We start from the raw sequence: 20,762 nt of genomic DNA on the forward strand, positions 1-20,762 counted from the left end.
GGCGATGGCGACCGACGACAAGCTGCGCGACTACCTCAAGCGCGCCACGGCTGACCTCCAGCAGACCCGGCGGCGGCTGCACGACGCCGAGCAGCGCTGGCACGAACCCATCGCGATCGTCGCCGCGGCCTGCCGGTTCCCCGGCGGTGTCCGCACCCCCGACGACCTGTGGGAGCTGGTCGCCTCCGGCGGCGACGCGATCAGCGGGTTCCCGCAGAACCGCGGCTGGGACGTCGCCGGCCTGTACGACCCGGAGCCGGCCACGCCCGGGCGGACGTACTGCGTCAACGGCGGGTTCCTGCACGACGCGGGGGAGTTCGACGCCGACTTCTTCAAGATCAGCCCACGGGAGGCGCGGGAGACCGACCCGCAGCAGCGGCTGCTGCTGGAGACCGCCTGGGAGGTCGTCGAGCGGGCCGGCATCGACCCCGCCTCGCTCAAGGGCAGCGCCACCGGCGTCTTCGCCGGCCTCGTCTACCACGACTACGCCGCCAAGGGCGTCGGCAGCCTGGCCAGCGTCGCCTCCGGCCGGGTCGCGTACGCGCTGGGCCTGGAAGGCCCGGCGGTCACCGTGGACACCGCCTGCTCCTCGTCGCTGGTCTCGGTGCACCTGGCCGCGCACGCGCTGCGGGCCGGCGAGTGCGGCCTGGCCCTGGCCGGCGGGGTGACGGTGATGTCCACCCCGGACTCGTTCGTCGGGTTCAGCCAGGACCGGGGGCTGGCCCCCAACGGCCGGTGCAAGTCCTTCTCCTCCGACGCCGACGGCACCGCCTGGGGCGAGGGCATCGGCCTGCTGCTGCTGGAACGCCTCGCCGACGCCCGCCGCCACGGCCACCCGGTGCTCGGGCTGGTCCGGGGCAGCGCGGTCAACTCCGACGGCGCCAGCAACGGCCTCTCCGCCCCCAACGGGCCGGCCCAGCAGCGGGTGATCCGGGCCGCGCTGGCCGCCGCGCAGCTCACCGCCGACCAGGTCGACGCCGTCGAGGCGCACGGCACCGGCACCACCCTCGGCGACCCGATCGAGGCGCAGGCGCTGCTGGCCACGTACGGGCAGGGCCGGCCGGTGGACCGGCCGCTCTGGTTGGGCTCGTTCAAGTCCAACGTCGGGCACGCGCAGGCCGCCGCCGGGGTCGGCGGGATCATCAAGATGCTGGCGGCGATGCGGCACAACACGCTGCCGCAGACCCTGCACGTCAAGGAACCCACCCCCAACGTGGACTGGTCCACCGGCAACGTGCGGCTGCTCACCGAGGCCCGGCCCTGGCCGCGCGGCGACCGCCCCCGCCGGGCCGGGGTCTCCGCGTTCGGGCTCAGCGGCACCAACGCCCACGTCATCGTCGAGGAGCCGCCCGCCGAGACCGCCCCGGTCGAGGACACCGCCCCCGCCGCCCGGGACGACGCTGGCGCGCCGTCGGCGCGGCCGGTGGCGCTGCTGGTCTCCGGGCGGGACGAGCCGGCGCTGCGGGCGCAGGCCCGCCGGCTCGCCGGCCACCTGGAGGAGCGCGCCGACCAGGCCCCGGCCGACGTGGCGTACTCGCTGGCCACCACCCGCGCCGCGCTGGAGCACCGGGCCGCCGTGATCGGCGCCGACCACGCCGCGCTCCGCGCCGGCCTGGCCGCGCTCGCCGACGGCACCGCCGCCGCCCACCTGGTCCGCGACACGGTACGCGTCGACGGCCGCACCGCCTTCTGCTTCACCGGGCAGGGCGCCCAGCGCCCCGGCATGGGACGGCAGTTGCACGCCGCCTTCCCGGCCTTCGCCGACGCGTTCGACGCCGCCGTCGCCGCCCTCGATGAGCACCTGGCCCGGCCGCTGCGCGAGGTGGTGTGGGGCGCCGACGCCGACCCGCTGAACGACACCGGGTACGCCCAGCCGGCGCTCTTCGCGCTGGAGGTGGCGCTGTACCGGCTGCTGGAGAGCTGGGGGGTGCGTCCGGCGTACCTGGTCGGGCACTCCATCGGCGAGCTGGCCGCCGCGCACGTCGCCGGCGTGCTCACCCTGCCCGACGCGGCGGCGCTGGTCGCCGCCCGGGGCCGGCTGATGGGGGCGCTGCCTCCCGGCGGGGCGATGGTCGCCGTGGAGGCGACCGAGGCGGAGGTCCGGCCGCTGCTCGACGAGCGGGTCGACCTGGCCGCGGTGAACGGCCCGACTGCCGTGGTGGTCTCCGGCGTCGAGGCCGCCGCGCTGGCCGTCGCCGAGCAGTTGCGCGGCCCCGGCCGGCGGACCCGGCGGCTGGCTGTCTCGCACGCCTTCCACAGCCCGCTGATGGAACCCATGCTCACCGAGTTCGCCGAGGTCGCCCGGTCGCTGCGCTACACCGCGCCGACCCTGCCGGTGGTCTCCACCCTGACCGGGCAACCGGTCACCGGCGAGCTGACCGACCCGGAGCACTGGGTACGCCAGGTGCGCGGCACCGTCCGCTTCCACGACTCCGTACGGTGCCTCGCCGACCAGGGCGTCACCACGTTCCTGGAGCTCGGCCCGGACGCGGCGCTCTCGGCCACCGGCCCGGACTGCGTCGGCGACGGCCGGGACGCGGTCTTCGTGCCGCTGCTGCGCCGGGACCGGGACGAGGAGCGGGAGTTGGTCACCGCACTGGCCCGCGCCCACACCTGCGGCACGGCGGTCGACTGGGCGGCGGTGCACCCCGGCACCCGCCGGGTCGAGCTGCCCACCTACGAGTTCCAGCGCCGCTGGTACTGGTGGGAGGCGCCCGAGCCGGTCGCTGCCGACCCGACCTTCCTCGACGACCTCGCCGCCGCCGACCCCGCCGCCCTCGCCGCCGACCTCGGCGTCGACCCGGCCGCCCTCGGCCAGGTGCTGCCCGCTCTGTCCGCGCTGCGCCGCCGGCACGCCGACCGGTCCGCGGTGGACGGCTGGCGCTACCGGGTGGTGTGGGAGTCCGTCGCCGACCCCGAGCCGGGCCCGGCGCCGGCGCGCTGGCTGGTCGCCGTGCCCGACGGCTACGACAACGACCTGCGGGTCGGCATGATCGCGGCCACCCTGGCCGAGCACGGCGGCGAGGTGGTCCGCCTCCCGGTGGCCGACGCCGACCGGGACGCCCTCGCCGCCCGGCTGCGCGAGCTGCCCGGCCCCGGCACGGTGCTGCTCTCCCTGCTCGCCCTCGACGACCGGCCGCACCCCGACCACCCGGCACTGACCCGCGGCCTCGCCGGGACGGTGGCGCTGGTCCAGGCGCTCGGCGACGCCCAGCTCGACGCCCCGATCTGGTGCCTCACCACCGGCGCGGTCGCCGTCGACCCGAGCGAGTCCGCCGACCCGGCCCAGGCTGCCGTGCACGGCCTCGGCACCGGCCTCGCCCTCGACCTGCCCCGGCACTGGGGCGGGCTGGTCGACCTGCCCGAGTTCCCCGACCCGGCCGCCCTGCGCCGGCTGCGCGCCCTGGTCACCACCACCGGCGGCGAGGACCACGTGGCCATCCGCGACGGCGGGGTGCGCGCCCGCCGGATGGTCCGGGCCGCCCGGCCGGTGGCGCCGCCGTCGTGGCGGCCGCGCGGCACCGTGCTGGTCACCGGCGGCACCGGCGGCCTCGGCGCGCACGTGGCCCGCGCCCTGGCCCGGGCCGGCACCGAGCACCTGGTGCTGGTCGGCCGGCGCGGCGCGGACACCCCCGGCGCGGACGCGCTGGCCGCCGAGCTGACCGGCCTCGGCGCCGAGGTGACCCTCGCCGCGTGCGACGTCGCCGACCGCGACCAGCTCCGCGACCTGCTCGACGGGCTGCCCGCCCGGTGGCCGCTGACCGCCGTGGTGCACGCCGCCGGGGCCATGCAGCGCATCGCCCCGGTGGGGGAGCTGACCCTCGCCGAGATCGCCGACGTGGCCGCCGCCAAGGTGGCCGGCGCCGCCCACCTCGACGACCTGCTCGCCGACACCGAGCTGGACGCCTTCGTGCTCTTCTCCTCCGGCGCCGCCGTCTGGGGCAGCGCCGGGCAGGCCGGCTACGCCGCCGCCAACGCCTACCTGGACGCGCTCGCCGCCCGCCGCCGGGCCCGCGGGCTCGCCGCCGCCTCGATCGCCTGGGGCTCCTGGGACAGCGGCATGGTCGACGCCGACCTGGCCGCCGGGATGCGCCGCCTCGGCGCGCCGCCGATGCGACCGGAGCTGGCGATCACCGCGCTGCCCGAGGCGTACCGGGCCGACGCCGGGGACCTCGTCGTCGCCGACATCGACTGGTCGCGCTTCGCCCCCGTCTACACCATGGCCCGGCGGCGACCGCTGCTCGACGCGCTGCCGGAGGTGGCCGAGGCGGTCGCCGGCGACACCACGACCGCCCCGACCGGGCTGGCCGACCGGCTCGCCGGGCTGCCGCCGGCCCAGCGGGCGCGGGCCCTGCTGGACACCGTCCGCGCCGAGGTGGCCGCGCTGCTCGGCTACGACAGCCCGGCCGCCCTCGACCCCGCCCGCCCCTTCGCCGACCTGGGCTTCGACTCGGTCGCCGCGATGGACCTGCGGCAGCGGCTCACCGCCGCCACCGGCCAGGCGCTGCCGGCCACCCTGGTCTTCGACCACCCGACGCCGGCCGCCGTGGCGGGGTTCCTCGGCGCGGAAATGGGGGTCGGCGCCGCCGACGCGACGACCGGGCCGGCGGCCGACCTGGACCGGCTGGAGGCGTCGCTGGCCGCGCTGCCTGAGGACGACGCCGACCGGCCCGCGCTCGCCGCCCGGCTGCGCGCCCTGATCGGCCTGGTCGACCCCTCCGCCGGCGACGACCGGCTCGGCGAGGCGGCGACCGCCGACGAGATCTTCGACTTCATCGACAACGAACTCGGGTTGCGCTGACCCGCACAGGGGTGAGGACCGGCATGGCGGAGGACGGCAAGCTTCTCGACTACCTGAAGCGGGTGACGGCGGATCTCACGCAGACCCGCCAGCGGCTCCAGGAGGTCGAGGGCGTCGAGCGCGACCCGATCGCGATCGTGGCGATGGCGTGCCGCTACCCCGGGGACGTGCGGACCCCGGAGCAGCTGTGGAACCTGGTGGCCGGCGGGGTGGACGCGGTCGGTCCGCTCCCCACCGACCGGGGCTGGGACCTCGCCCGGCTGCTCGCCGACGACCCCGACCGGATCGGCACCAGCTACGTCGCCGAGGGCGGCTTCCTCGCCGAGGCCGCCGAGTTCGACGCCGCCTTCTTCGGCATCTCGCCGCGCGAGGCCGCGGCGATGGACCCGCAGCAGCGGCTGATGCTGGAGGTCTCCTGGGAGGTGCTGGAACGCGCCGGCATCGCCCCCGACGCCGTCCGGGGCAAGCCGGTGGGCGTCTTCACCGGCTCCGGCTACCAGGACTACGGCGACCTGCTCAACGCCGCCCCGGAGGCGGCCGAGGCGTACCTGGGCACGGCGGCGGCGGCCTCGGTGATCGCCGGGCGGGTCGCGTACACGCTGGGGCTGGAGGGGCCCACGCTGACCGTGGACACCGCCTGCTCGTCGTCGTTGGTCGCGCTGCACCTGGCCGTGCAGGCGCTGCGCCGGCGCGAGTGCACCCTCGCGCTGGCCGGCGGGGTGATGGTGATGTCCACCCCGGCGCCGTTCGTGGCGTTCAGCCGGCAGCGCGGACTCGCGCCCGACGGCCGCTGCAAGGCGTACTCCGACGACGCCGACGGCACCGGCTGGGCCGAGGGCGCCGGCGTGCTGCTGCTCGAACGGCTCTCCGACGCCCGCCGCAACGGCCACCCGGTGCTCGCCGTCGTGCGCGGCACCGCGGTCAACCAGGACGGCGCGTCCAACGGCCTCACCGCCCCCAGCGGGCCGGCCCAGCAGCGGGTCATCCGCGCCGCCCTGGCCAACGCGCAGCTCCCGCCCGGCGAGGTCGACGTGGTCGAGGGGCACGGCACCGGCACCACCCTCGGCGACCCGATCGAGGCGCAGGCGCTGCTCGCCACGTACGGACAGGGCCGGCCGGCGGACCGGCCGCTCTGGCTCGGCTCGCTGAAGTCCAACTTCGGGCACGCGCAGGCCGCCGCCGGGGTCGGCGGTGTGATCAAGATGGTGCAGGCCATCCGGCACGGCCTGCTGCCGAAGAGCCTGCACGTCGGCACCCCGTCGTCGCACGTGGACTGGACACCGGGGACCGTCCGGCCGCTCGCCGAGGCGCTGCCCTGGCCCGAGCTGGGCCGCCCCCGCCGGGCCGGCGTCTCCTCCTTCGGCGTCAGCGGCACCAACGCGCACGCCATCATCGAGCAGGCCCCCGAGGAGGAGTCGGCCGAGGTCACGACGCCGGAGCCGGCGCCGTCGGGGCGTACCCTCGCCTGGGTCCTGTCGGCCCGCGACCCGCAGGCGCTGCGCGCGCAGGCCGCGCGGCTCGCCGCCGGCGCGGCCGGACCCGACCCGGCCGACGTCGCGCACGCCCTGGTCACCGGCCGCTCCGCGCTGGACCACCGCGCGGTCGTCACCGGTACGGACACCGCCGCGCTGCTGGCCGGCCTGGCCGCCCTCGCCGACGACCGCGAGGCCGCCAACCTGGTCCGCGGCACCGCCCGCACCGACGCCCGGGTGGCCTTCGTCTTCCCCGGCCAGGGCTCGCAGTGGGCCGGGATGGCGGTCGAGCTGCTCGACTCGTCGCCGGTCTTCGCCGCGAAGATCGCCGAGTGCGCCCGCGCGCTGGCACCCTTCGTCGACTGGGACCTGGTCGACGTGCTGCGCGGGGCGCCCGGCGCGCCCACCCTCGACCCGGTCGACGTGGTGCAGCCGGTGCTCTGGTCGGTGATGGTCTCGCTGGCCGAGCTGTGGCGCAGCCACGGCGTCGAACCGGCCGCCGTGGTCGGCCACTCGCAGGGCGAGATCGCCGCCGGCTGCGTCGCCGGTGCGCTCACCCTCGACGACGGCGCCCGGGTGGTCGCCCTGCGCAGCCAGGTCATCGCCGCCGAGCTGGCCGGCCTGGGCGGGATGATGTCGGTCTCGCTGCCCGCCGACGCCGCCCGCGCGCGGCTCGCCGGCTGGGCGGGTCGGCTCTCCCTCGCCGCCGTCAACGGCCCCGGCTCGGTGGTGGTCTGCGGCGAGGTGGACGCCCTCACCGCGTTCCAGGCCGAACTGGCCGCCGAGGAGATCCGCACCCGGATGATCCCGGTGGACTACGCCTCGCACTCCGTCTTCGTCGAGGGCATCCGGGACCGGCTCGCCGAGCTGCTCGCCCCGGTCCGGCCCCGCACCGCGGAGGTGCCGTTCTACTCGGCGGTCACCGGTGCCCTGCTGGACACCACCGCCCTCGACGGCGGCTACTGGTACACCAACCTGCGGCAGACCGTGCTCTTCGCCGACGCCACCCGGGCCATGCTCGCCGACGGGCTGACCGTCTTCGTCGAGCCCAGTGCCCACCCGACGCTCAAGGTCGGTATCGAGGAGACCGTCACCGACGCCGGCGCCCCGGCCGTCGTGATCGGTACGCTGCGCCGCGACGACGGCGGACCGGACCGCCTCGCCGCCTCGCTCGCCGAGGCGTACGTCCACGGCGTCGCGGTGGACTGGCTGCCGCTGTTCGAGGGGCGGCCGGGGCGGCGGGTGGAGTTGCCGACGTACCCGTTCCAGCGTCGCCGGCACTGGCTGGACGCGGCCGCCACCGGCACCGGGGACGTCACCGGCGCCGGCCAGCACCCCGCCGACCACCTGCTGCTCAGCGCGGTCGTCGCCACCCCCGCCGACGACGGGGTGGTGCTCACCGGACGCATCTCCACCGGCACCCACCCGTGGCTGGCCGACCACGCCGTCGCCGGCACCGTGCTGGTCCCCGGCACCGGCCTGGTCGAGCTGGCGCTGCGCGCCGGCGACGAGGTCGGCTGCCCGGCCGTCGACGAGCTGACCATCGGCGCGCCGCTGGTGCTTGCCGACGGCGCCGGCGTGCAACTGCGGGTCGCCGTCGGCGCGGCGGGGGAGCGCGGCACCCGCCCGGTCAGCGTCTGGTCCCGGCCCGAGGACGCCACCCCCGACGCGCCCTGGCAGCGGCACGCCACCGGCCAGCTCGCCCCGGCCACCGCCCGCCCCGCCGACGACCTGCGGCAGTGGCCGCCGGCCGGCGCCACCGCCGTGGACGTCGCCGCCCTCTACCCGGAGCTGGCCGACGCCGGGCTGGCGTACGGGCCGGTGTTCCAGGGGCTGCGGGCCGCCTGGCGGGCCGGCGCCGAGGTGTACGCCGAGGTGGAGCTGCCCGAGGAGGCCACCGCCGACGCCGAGCGGGCCGACCTGCACCCCGCCCTGCTCGACGCCGCGCTGCACGCGGTCGCCCTCACCGACGCCGTCGACGACCGGGCGCTGCTGCCGTTCGCCTTCACCGGGGTCACCCTGCACGCGGTCGGGGCGTCCAGCCTGCGGGTGCGGATCACCCCGCTGCGCGCCGGCGAGGTCGCCGTCGAGGCTGCCGACGCCACCGGCGCGCCGGTGCTCTCGCTGGACTCCCTCGTCCTGCGGCCGCTTCCGGCCGACCTCGCCCCGGCGGCGGCCGGGCCGGTCGCCGAGGCGCTCTACCGCACCGCCTGGACGCCCGTGCCCACCCCGCCGCCCGCGCCCGTCCAGGTCGGACGGTGGGATGCCGGCGAGGTCGCCGACGTGGTGGTGCTGCCGGTCACCGGCGGCGCCGACGCGGCGTCGGTGCACGACACCGCCCGCCGCGTGCTCGCCGACCTGCAGACCTGGCTGGCCGACGACCGGTACGCCGCCACCACCCTGCTGGTGCTCACCCGCGGCGCGGTCGGCCGTGACGGCGAGGACGTCACCGACCTGGCCGGCGCCGCCGTCTGGGGCCTGGTCCGCTCCGCCCAGTCGGAGCACCCGGACCGGATCGTCCTCGCCGACACCGACGTCGACGTCACCGACGCCGTCGCGCTCGCCCCGACCCTCGTCGCCGCCGGTGAGCCGCAACTGCTGCGACGCGCCGGCGACCTGCTCGCCACCCGGCTGGTCCGCGCGCCGGCCACCGGCGAGGAGCCGCCGGCCGGCCGGATCGACCCGGCCGGCACCGTGCTGGTCACCGGCGCCAGCGGCACCCTCGCCGCCATCGTCGCCCGCCACCTGGTCCTCGCCCACGGAGTACGCCACCTGCTGCTGCTCAGCCGGCGCGGACCGGCCGCCCCCGACGCGGCCGACCTGGCCGCCGAGCTGACCGGCCTCGGCGCCTCGGTCGACCAGGTCGCCTGCGACGTCACCGACTCCGACGCCCTCGCCGCCGTGCTGGCCGACGTCCCGGCCGGACGGCCGCTGACCGCGGTGGTGCACACCGCCGGCGTGCTCGACGACGGCACCATCGCCTCGCTCACCCCCGAACAGCTCGACGCCGTGCTCGCCCCGAAGGTGGACGCGGCGCTGCACCTGCACCAGCTGACCCGCGACGCGAACCTCGGCGCGTTCGTCCTGTTCGGCTCCGCGGCCGGCGTGGTCGGCGCGCCCGGGCAGGGCAACTACGCGGCGGCGAACGCGTTCCTCGCCGGCCTCGCCGCGCACCGCCGGGCGCAGGGGCTCGCCAGCCAGTGCCTGGCCTGGGGGTTCTGGGCGCAGGCCACCGGCATGACCGGGCGGCTCGGCGGCGTCGACCGGGCGCGCATCTCCCGCAGCGGCATGATCGGCCTCACCGTCGACGAGGGGCTGACCCTGCTCGACGCCGCCCTGGACCGCCCCGACGCCCTGCTCCTGCCGGTCCGCTTCGATCTCGCCGCCGTACGCGCCCAGGGCGACGTGCCAGCGCTGTTCCGTACCCTGCTGCCGGTCGCCAGGCGCAGCGCCGCCGGGGTACGCGCCGACGCCGGTTCCCTGGTGGACCGGCTGCTCCGGCTGCCCGAGGCGGACCGTGAGCAGGCGCTGCTCGACCTGGTGCTGGACCGGGTGGCGCTGGTGCTCGGCTTCACCTCCGCCGCCGCCGTCGCCCCGGAGCGGGCGTTCCGCGAGCTGGGCTTCGACTCGCTCACCGCGGTCGAGTTCCGCAACCGGCTCAACCAGACCCTCGGCCTGCGGCTGCCGGTCACCGCGGTCTTCGACTACCCCTCACCGGCCGGGCTGGCCCGCTTCCTGGTCGACGAGCTCTCCGGTACCGCCGCCGTGACGTCCGCCGTGGCGACGGCGAAGCCGGTCGACGAGCCGGTCGCCATCGTCGCCATGAGCTGCCGCTTCCCCGGCGGGGTCAGCTCGCCCGAGGAGCTGTGGCGGCTGGTCGCCGACGGGGTGGACGCGATCGGCGACTTCCCCGCCGACCGGGGCTGGAACGTCGACCAGCTCCACGACCCCGACTTCACCACGCCGAACAGCAGCTACACCCGCTCCGGCGGCTTCCTCCACGACGCCGCCGACTTCGATCCCGCGTTCTTCGGGATCAGTCCGAACGAGGCGCTGGGCATGGACCCGCAGCAGCGGCTGCTGCTGGAGTGCGCCTGGGAGACCTTCGAGCGGGCCGGCATCGACCCGGGCACGCTCAAGGGCAGCCCCACCGGCGTCTTCGCCGGCCTGATGTACCACGACTACCCGGCCAACAGCGGCACCGGCGCGGTCGCCTCCGGCCGGGTGGCGTACGTGCTCGGCCTGGAGGGGCCGGCGGTGACCATCGACACCGCCTGCTCGTCGTCGCTGGTGGCGCTGCACCTGGCCGCGCAGGCGCTACGGTCGGGGGAGTGCGACCTGGCGCTGGCCGGCGGGGTCAGCGTGATGGCGACCCCGGAGATCTTCGTCGAGTTCAGCCGGCAGCGGGCACTGTCCCCGGACGGCCGCTGCCGCGCCTTCGCCGCCGCCGCGGCCGGCACCGGCATCGCCGAGGGCGCCGGGTTCCTGCTGGTCGAGCGGCTCTCCGACGCCCGCCGCAACGGTCACCCGGTCCTCGCCGTGGTGCGCGGTTCGGCGGTCAACCAGGACGGCGCGTCGAACGGCATGACCGCGCCGAACGGCCCGTCGCAGCAGCGGGTGATCCGGGCCGCGCTCGCCTCGGCCGGCGTCCCGGCCACCGAGGTCGACCTGGTCGAGGCGCACGGCACGGGGACCACCCTCGGCGACCCGATCGAGGCGCAGGCACTGCTCGCCACGTACGGCCGGGAGCGCCCCGCCGACCGGCCCCTCTGGCTGGGTTCGGTCAAGTCGAACCTGGGCCACACCCAGGCGGCGGCCGGGGTGGCCGGGGTGATGAAGGTCGTCCTCGCCATGCGGCACGGGGCGATGCCCCGGACGCTGCACGTGGACGCGCCGTCGCCGCAGGTGGACTGGTCCGCCGGTGCGGTGGAGCTGTTGACCGAGGCGCGCCAGTGGGCGGTGAACGGGCATCCGCGCCGGGCCGGGGTGTCGTCGTTCGGCATCAGTGGCACCAACGCGCACGTCATCATCGAACAGGCCCCGGACGACACCCCGGCGCCGGCCGGCCCTGTCGGGGCCGCCGCCGGCCCGGTCGTGCCCTGGCTGGTGTCCGCCCGGTCGGAGGCGGCGCTGCGGGCCCAGGCCGGGCGGCTCTCCGCGTACGCGGGCGAGCACCCCGACCTGCGCGACGGCGACATCGGGTGGACCCTCGCCACCGGACGGGCCCGATGGGAACGGCGGGCCGTCGTCCTCGGCGTCGACCGGACCGAGCTGCGGCGCGGCCTCGACGCCCTCGCGGCCGGCACGCCCGACCCGACGCTCGTGTCCGGCGTGGCCCGATCGGGTGGCCGGTTGGCGGTGCTGTTCACCGGTCAGGGCGCGCAGCGCCTGGGCATGGGTCGTGAGCTGTACGCGGTGTTCCCGGTGTTCACCGCTGCGTTCGACGCGGTGGTGGCCGAACTGGACGCGCACCTGGACCGGCCGCTGCGTGAGGTGATCTGGGGTGACGATGAGGAGCTGATCCGGCGGACGGGCTACGCGCAGGCCGGTCTGTTCGCGGTCGAGGTCGCCCTGTTCCGGCTGGTGGAGTCGTGGGGTGTGCGGGCTGATTTCGTGGCCGGGCATTCGATCGGTGAGTTGGCCGCGGCGCATGTGGCCGGGGTGTTGTCGCTGCCGGACGCTGCTCGGTTGGTGGCGGCTCGTGGGCGGTTGATGCAGGCGTTGCCGGCTGGTGGGGCGATGGTGGCGGTGCGGGCGTCGGAGGAGGAGGTGCGGGCGGCGCTGGCGGGTCCGGGTGTGGTGGTCGGCTCCTTTGGAGCTGATGTCGTAAACGACTCAGCCGGAACCGGCAACGGCAGCGGTGCGGGCACCGGCAGCGGTGCGGGCACCGGCAATGGTGGCGGTCACCTGGCCGCTGGTGGTGTGGACATCGCGGCCGTCAACGGCCCCCGGTCCGTGGTGATCTCCGGCCCCGAGGCCGCCGTGCTCACGGTCGCCGAGCACTTCACCACGCTTGGTCGTAAGACCACCCGGCTGCGGGTCAGTCACGCGTTCCACAGCGGGCTGATGGCCCCGATGCTCGACGAGTTCCGGGCCGTCGCATCGGAACTGACCTACGCCGAGCCGCAACTCCCGGTCGTGTCGAACCTGACCGGCGCCTTGGCGAGCACCGAGCTGACCGACCCGGACTACTGGGTCCGCCACGTCCGTGAAGCGGTTCGTTTCGCCGATGGCATCACGGCCCTGCACGCCGCCGGCGCGAGCACGTTCCTGGAACTCGGCCCGGACGCCGCGCTCACCCCGATGATCGAGGGCATCCTCACCGACGAGGTCACCGTCGTGCCGTCCCTGCGGCGGGGTCAGGACGAACAGTGGCAGGCCCTGACCGCCCTGGCCAGGCTGCACGTCACCGGTACCACCGTCGACTGGACCGCGCTGCTCACCGGTACCCGCGTCGAGCTGCCCACCTACCCGTTCCAGCGGCAGCGCTACTGGGCCGACGCCCGGGAGTACTGGGCCGACGCCTGGGCCGGGGCGGGCGACGGCGAGGTCGTCGCCGCCGGACTGGCCGCGCTGCGCCACCCGCTGCTCGGCGCCGAGCTGGTCGTACCGGACTCCGGCGAGGTGGTGCTGACCGGACGGGTCTCGCTCGCCACCCATTCGTGGCTCGCCGACCACGCCGTCGCCGGGACGGTGCTGCTGCCCGGCTCCGCCCTCGTCGACCTGGCCGTGCACGCCGGTGACCGGGCCGGTTGCCCCCACCTGGTCGAGCTGACCCTCCAGGCGCCGCTGCCGCTGCCCGACCACGCGGCGGTCGTGCTGCGGGTGGTCGTCGGAGGGGCGGACGAGGCGGGCAACCGTACCGTCGCCATCTACTCCGGCGACGACGCTGAGGACACCGCCTGGACGGCGCACGCCACCGGGCTGCTATCGGCGTCCGTACCCGCACCGGCCGCGCCGCTGGACGCCTGGCCGCCGGCCGGAGCGAGCCCGCTGCCCGTTGACGACGGCTACCAGCGGCTGCTCGCCGACGGCTACGCGTACGGGCCGACGTTCCAGGGCCTGCGGGCGGCCTGGCGGCACGGCGACGAGGTGTACGCCGAGGTCGTGCTCCCCGAGCCGGCCCACCCGGACGCGGCCCGCTTCGGCCTGCACCCCGCGCTGCTCGACGCCGGCCTGCACGCCGCCCTGCTCGGCGCCGCCGACCGCGACGCCGCCGACCCGCCGACCGGGGACGCGTTGCTGCCGTTCTCCTGGAGCGGGGTGTCCCTGCACGCCGCCGGTGCGACCGCGCTGCGGGTACGCATCACCCGCCGCGGCCCGCGCAGCGCCACCGTCACGGTGGCCGACGCGGCCGGGCAGCCGGTGCTCACCGTCGACTCGCTGGACTACCGCGCGGTCAGCGCCGAGCAGCTCGACCCCGGCACCCGACCCGAGGCGATGTACCGGCTCGACTGGGTGCCGCTGACCACGCCCGCCCCACCGGCCGGGACCGGGTCGGTCGTGCTGGTCGGTACGCCACCGGCGGGCGCGGCGGAGCTGCCGGCCCACCCCGACCTCGCCGCGCTCGCCGATGCCGTCGACGGGGGCGCCCCGCTGCCCGACCGGGTGCTGGTCACCGTGCCGGCGTTCACCGGCGACGACGTGCCGGCGCGACTGCGCGCGGCGGTGCCGTGGACGTTGCGGCTGACCCAGGACTGGATCGCCGACGCCCGCTTCGGCGCGGCCCGGCTGGTGCTGCTCACCACGGCGGCCGTACCGGTGGCCGACGGTGAGGTGGACCTCGTCACCGCGCCCCTGTGGGGCCTGGTCCGGGCGGCGGAGGCCGAGCATCCGGGCCGGTTCGGGCTGCTGGACGTCGACCGTACCGTCGAATCGGGTCGCCGCCTGCCCGCGGCGCTGGCCTGCGGCGAGCCGGAGGCGGCGCTGCGCGGCGGCGAGATCCGGGTGCCGCGGCTGGTCCGCGCGGCGGAGGCCGCGACCCCGGCCGCGCCGCACGAGCACGGCACCGTCCTGGTCACCGGCGGCACCGGCGGTCTCGGCGCACTGGTCGCCCGGCACCTCGTCACCGAGTTGGGCGTCCGGCACCTGCTGCTGACCAGCCGGCGCGGCATCGACGCGCCCGGCGCCCGCGACCTGGTCGCGGAGCTGGCCGACCTGGGTGGCGACGTCACCGTCGCCGCCTGCGACGTGGCCGACCGGGACGCGCTGACCCGGCTGCTGGCCAGCGTGCCCGCCGCCCGCCCGCTGACCGGGGTGGTGCACGCCGCCGGCGTGCTCGACGACGGCGTTCTCGCCGCGCTCACTCCCGAGCGGGTCGACGCCGTCCTCGCCCCCAAGGCGACCGCCGCCTGGCACCTGCACGAACTCACCCGTGACCTGCGGATGTTCGTACTCTTCTCGTCGGCGGCCGGGGTGCTCGGCGCGCCCGGTCAGAGCGGCTACGCCGCCGCGAACGTTTTCCTCGACGCCCTGGCCACGCACCGCCGCGCCGCCGGGCTGCCGGCCGTCTCGCTGGCCTGGGGACTGTGGGCGGCCGACGGGATGGGCGAGCGGCTGACCGCCGCCGAGCTGCGCCGGCTGGGTCGCAACGGCTTCCCCCCGCTCACCCGCACCGAAGGGCTGGCCCTGTTCACCGCGGCGCTCGACGCCGTCGAGCCGCTGCGGGTGCCGGTCCGGCTCGACCTGCCGGCCCTGCGCGCGGTCGCCGCCAGTCAACCCCTCCCGGCCGCCCTGCGCGGCCTCGTCCCGCCGGCCCGGCCGGTCGCGCGAGCCGGCGCGACCGCGCCGGCTGGCGGTGACGACCTGCGCCGCCGGCTCGCCGGCCGGTCCGGGTCCGAGCGTCGCGAGGCCCTCCTTGATCTGGTACGCGTCGAGATCGCCGCCGTGCTCGGCCACGCCACGGTGGACGCCGTCCAGCCCGACCAGGCGTTCAAGGACCTCGGTTTCGACTCGCTCTCGGCGGTGGAACTGCGCAACCGGCTGACCGCGGTCACCGGGCTGCGGCTGCCGGCCACCCTGGTCTTCGACCACCCCACGGCGCTCGCCGTGGCCGCGCACCTCGACGAGGTGCTCACCCCCGGTGAGGCGGCCCCGACCACGGACGCCCCGGTGGCGCGGCCGGCCGACGAGCCGATCGCCATCGTCGCGATGAGTTGCCGCTTCCCCGGCGGCGTCGGCTCGCCGGAGCAGCTGTGGCGGCTGGTCGCCGACGGCGTGGACGCGATCGGCGAGTTCCCCGCCGACCGGGGCTGGGACGTCGACGGCATCTACCACCCGGAGCGCGGCGCGGAGGGGCGAACCTATTCCCGTTCCGGCGGCTTCCTCGCCGACGCCGCCGAGTTCGACGCCGGCTTCTTCGGCATCAGCCCGAACGAGGCGGTGGCGATGGACCCGCAGCAGCGGTTGCTGCTGGAGTGCGCCTGGGAGACCTTCGAGCGGGCCGGCATCGACCCGGGCACGCTGAAGGGCAGCCCCACCGGCGTCTTCGCCGGCGTGATGTACCACGACTACCAGGACAACACGAACACCGGCTCGATCGCCTCCGGTCGCGTCGCGTACGCCTTCGGGCTGGAGGGGCCGGCGGTCACCGTCGACACCGCCTGCTCGTCCTCACTGGTGGCGCTGCACCTGGCCGCCCAGGCCCTGCGGTCCGGGGAGTGCACGCTCGCGCTCGCCGGCGGGGTGACCGTGATGGCCACCCCCGACACCTTCGTCGAGTTCAGCCGGCAGCGCGGGCTCTCCCCGGACGGCCGGTGCAAGTCCTTCGGCGCGGGCGCCGACGGCACCGGCTTCTCCGAGGGCGCCGGCCTGCTGCTGGTGGAACGCCTCTCCGACGCCCGCCGCCACGGGCACCCCGTCCTCGCCGTGGTGCGCGGCTCGGCGATCAACTCCGACGGCGCGTCGAACGGCCTGACCGCGCCGAACGGCCCCGCCCAGCAACGGGTCATCCGCGCGGCGCTCGCCTCGGCCCGGGTGCCGGCCGCCGAGGTGGACGTGGTCGAGGCGCACGGCACCGGCACCACCCTCGGCGACCCGATCGAGGCCCAGGCGCTGCTGGCCACCTACGGCCAGGACCGCCCGGGGGACCGGCCGCTCTGGTTGGGGTCGGTCAAGTCGAACGTCGGCCACACCCAGGCCGCCGCCGGGGTGGCCGGGGTGATGAAGATGATCCTGGCGATGCGGCACGGGCTGATGCCCCGCACCCTGCACGCCGAGGAGCGCTCGCCGCAGGTCGACTGGTCCGCCGGCGCGGTCGAGCTGCTGACCGAGGCACGCGAGTGGCCGGCGAACGGGCATCCGCGCCGGGCCGGCATCTCCTCCTTCGGGCTCTCCGGCACCAACGCCCACGTGATCATCGAGGAGCCGCCCGCCAGCGGTGACTCGTCCACGCCCCGACCGGTCGACGGCCCGGTGCCCTGGCTGGTGTCTGCGCGGTCCGACACCGCCGTACGCGACCTGGCCGGACGGCTGGCCGACCTCGCCGCCCGGATCGACCCGGCAGACGTGCCGGCGGCGGGCCGGACGCTCGCCACCGGACGGGCGCTCTTCGGCCACCGGGCCGTGGTGCTCGGCGCGGACCCGGCGGAGCTGTCCGCCGGCCTGACCGCCCTGACCGCCGGCGCCGGCGCTCCCGGCCTGGTCACCGGCGTGGCCCGGCCGGGTGGTCGGCTGGCGGTGCTGTTCACCGGTCAGGGCGCCCAGCGGCTGGGCATGGGTCGTTCGCTGCACGGTGTGTTCCCGGTGTTCGCCGCTGCGTTCGACGCGGTGGTGGCGGAGTTGGACGCGCATCTGGACCGGCCGTTGCGTGAGGTGGTCTGGGGTGATGACGAGGAGCTGATCCGCCGGACGGGCTATGCACAGGCGGGGTTGTTCGCCGTCGAGGTGGCGTTGTTCCGGCTGGTGGAGTCGTGGGGTGTGCGGCCGGACCTCGTGGCGGGGCATTCGATCGGTGAGTTGGCTGCGGCGCATGTGGCCGGGGTGTTGTCGCTGCCGGATGCCGCAAGGTTGGTGGCGGCTCGTGGGCGGTTGATGCAGGCGTTGCCCGATGGTGGGGCGATGGTGGCGGTGCGGGCGTCGGAGGAGGAGGTGCGGGCGGCGCTGGCGGGTCCGGGTGTGGTGGACGGGTCCTTTGGAGCTGATGTCGTAAACGACTCAGACGCCAACGGCACCGGCACCGGCACCGGCCTCGGCCTGGCGGCAGGCGCTGGTGTGGACATCGCCGCCGTCAACGGCCCCCGTTCGGTGGTCATCTCCGGCCCCGAAGCTGCCGTGCTCACGGTCGCCGAGCACTTCAGCGCGCAGGGTCGCAAGACCACCCGGCTGCGGGTCAGCCACGCGTTCCACAGCGGGCTGATGGACCCGATGCTCGACGAGTTCCGGGCCGTCGCGGCGAGCCTCACCTACACCGAGCCGCAACTCCCGGTCGTGTCCAACCTGACCGGCGCCCTGGCCAGCAGCGAGCTGACCGACCCCGACTACTGGGTCCGGCACGTCCGCGAGGCGGTCCGCTTCGCCGACGGCATCACCACCCTGCACCAGGCGGGAGCCACGACGTTCCTGGAACTTGGTCCGGACGCCGCGCTCACCCCGCTCATCGAGGGCATCCTCACCGACGAGGTCACCGTCGTGCCGTCCCTGCGGCGGGGACACGACGAACACCGGCAGGCCCTGACCGCCCTGGCCAGGCTGCACGTCACCGGCACCACCGTCGACTGGACCGCGCTGCTCCCGCAGACCGCCCGCACGGTCGACCTGCCCACCTACCCGTTCCAGCGGCAGCGGTACTGGCAGCGGACCAGCACCGCCGACGGGGACCTCGGCGCGGTCGGGGTCGACGCCGCCCGCCACCCGCTGCTCGGCGCTGCCGTCACCCTCGCCGGCTCGGACAGCACCGTCCTCACCGGACGGCTCTCCGTGCACAGCCAGCCCTGGCTGGCCGACCACGTGGTGGGCGACGCGATCCTCCTGCCGGGCACCGGGCTTGTGGAACTGGCGCTCAGCGCGGGCGGGCAGGTCGGCTGCGACGCACTCACCGAACTGGTCCTCGAGGCGCCGCTGGTCGTACCGGAACGCGGCGGGGTCACCGTCCAGGTGCTGCTCGGCGCGGCCGACGAGGCGGGCAGCCGGCCGGTCACCGTCCACTCCCGGGACGGCGGACCGGACCAGCCGTGGACCCGGCACGCCACCGGCGCCGTCGCCCCGGCTACCCGGCCGCCGTCGTTCGACCTGGCCGCGTGGCCGCCGCCGGGCGCCGTCCCGGTCGACCTCACCGGGCGGTACGACGCCCAGGCCGCCGCCGGACTGGCGTACGGGCCGGCGTTCCAGGGGCTGCGCGCCGCCTGGACCGCCGGCGAGCAGGTGTACGCCGAGGTGGCCCTGCCAGCCGGGGACGGCGCCGACGACGGGTACCGGATGCACCCCGCCCTGCTCGACGCCTGCCTCCAGGCGGTCGGCCTCGACGCCGGCCAGGTCGGGCCGGTCCGGCTGCCGTTCGCCTTCGCCGGTGTCACCGTTGCGGTGCCCGACGCCACCACCGTCCGGGTCCGGGTCAACCCGGCCGGCGACGGGGTACGCCTCGACATCGCCGACGCCGCCGGCCTGCCGGTCGCCTCGGTGGAGTCGCTCACCCTGCGGGAACTCTCCGCCGCCCAGCTCGCCGCCGGCCGCCAGGAACCGCTGTACCGGCTGACCTGGCAGCCCGCCGCGCCGGTGACCGCACCCCCGGTGCGTTGGGCGGCGTGGGAGGACGTCCGCGACGACGTACCCGAGGTGGTGGTGCTGCGGTCGGAGCCCGGCCGGGACGCCGCCGCCGTGCACCGGGCGACCCACCGGGCCCTGGAGCGGGTCCAGACCTGGCTCGCCGACGACCGGTACGCGCGGTCCAGCCTGGTGGTGATCACCCGGGGGGCGGTCGCGGTGGCCGACGAGGAGGCCGCCGACCTGGCCGGTGCCGCCGTCTGGGGGCTGGTCCGTTCCGCGCAGTCGGAGCAGCCCGACCGGATCGTCCTGGCCGACCTCGACGACCCGGACGACCCGGCGACGCTCGCCCTGGCCGTCGCCACGGGGGAACCGCAGGTCGCCGTCCGCGCCGGCGTCGCCCACGTCGCCCGGCTCGCCCGGCTCGCGGCCACCCCGGAGGCCCCGCCGGCCAGCGTGTTCGGCGCCGAGGGGACGGTGCTGGTCACCGGCGCGACCGGCCTGCTCGGCCGGCTCGTCGCCCGGCACCTGGTCACCACGCACGGCGTACGCCGGCTGCTGCTCACCAGCCGGCGGGGCGCCGCGGCGGCCGGGGCGGACGACCTCGTCGCCGAGCTGACCGCGCTCGGCGCGGACGTCCGGCTCGCCGCCTGCGACATGGGCGACCGGGACGCCGTGGCGGCCCTGCTGGCCGGGCTCGACCCGGCGCACCCGCTCACCGGGGTCGTGCACTCCGCCGGTGTGCTCGACGACGGGGTGATCGGGTCGCTCACCCCGGACCGCGTCGACGTCGTGTTCCGCCCCAAGGTGGACGCGGCGCTGCACCTGCACGAGCTGACCGCCGACCTGCCGCTCACCGCGTTCGTGCTCTTCTCCTCCGCCGCCGGTGTGGTCGGCAACCCGGGCCAGGGCAGCTACGCCGCCGCCAACGCCTGCCTGGACGCGCTCGCCGCCCACCGCCGGGCCGCCGGCCGGCCCGCCCAGTCGCTCGCCTGGGGAGCCTGGGCCGGCGACGCGGGAATGGCCGCCGACCTCACCGCCGGCGACCGCGCCCGCGTCGAGCGGACCGGCGTCCGCCCGCTCGCGCCCGCCGAAGGGCTCGCACTGCTGGACGCGGCCGCCGCCACCGACGCGGCGGTGGTCGTACCGGTGGCGCTGGACCTGGCGGCGCTGGCCGGCGTACCCGACCTGCCGCCGCTCTTCCGCGGCCTGGTGCGGCGACCGGCGCGCGCCGGTGGCGGGGCCGGACCGGACACCGCGGCGCTGACCCGGCGGCTCGCCGCGCTGCCGGCCGACGAGCGCGACGCCGCGCTGCTCGACGTCGTGCTCACCCAGGCGGCGGCGATCCTCGGGCACGCCGGCCCGCAGGACGTCGACCCGGACCGGGCCTTCCAGGAACTCGGCTTCGACTCGCTGAGCGCGGTGGAGTTCCGCAACCAGCTCAACACCGCCACCGGCCTGCGCCTGCCCGCGACCCTGGTCTTCGACCACCCCAACGCGCGGGTCCTCGCCGCCGAACTGGCCACCGCGCTGGCCCCGGCGCCGGCCGACGGGCTGCCCGAGGACAGGGTGCGGGAGGTCCTCCAGGGCATCCCGCTCAGCCGGCTGCGGGAGGCCGGACTGCTGGACCGGCTGCTCGAACTCGGTGGGCTCGCCCCCACGCCGGACACGGCCACGGCGGACGACGAGGCCGGCCGCTCGATCGACGAGATGGACGCCGACGACCTGATCAGCATGGCGCTGGGCGACCAGGACCTCGACGACCTCATGACGGGAGACCCTCGATGACC

At 76.7% G+C, this 20,762-nt stretch carries 2 protein-coding genes; both read left to right on the plus strand.

What is annotated here, in order from left to right:
- Positions 1 to 4 precede the first annotated feature (4 nt).
- Positions 5 to 4,801: a type I polyketide synthase gene (locus tag ACTMTB_RS20505; RefSeq protein ID WP_441147880.1), complete on the plus strand. Its 4,797-nt coding sequence runs from the start codon at positions 5 to 7 to the stop codon at positions 4,799 to 4,801.
- Positions 4,802 to 4,863: 62 nt separating this feature from the next.
- A complete protein-coding gene (locus tag ACTMTB_RS20510; protein WP_441148125.1) occupies positions 4,864 to 20,760 on the plus strand; it encodes an SDR family NAD(P)-dependent oxidoreductase in 15,897 nt (5,298 codons plus the stop codon).
- The last annotated feature ends 2 nt before the right edge of the window (positions 20,761 to 20,762 follow it).

Origin of the sequence: Micromonospora sp. L32, from assembly GCF_052068055.1 — a bacterium.
GTDB classification, from domain to species: Bacteria; Actinomycetota; Actinomycetes; order Mycobacteriales; family Micromonosporaceae; genus Micromonospora; species Micromonospora purpureochromogenes.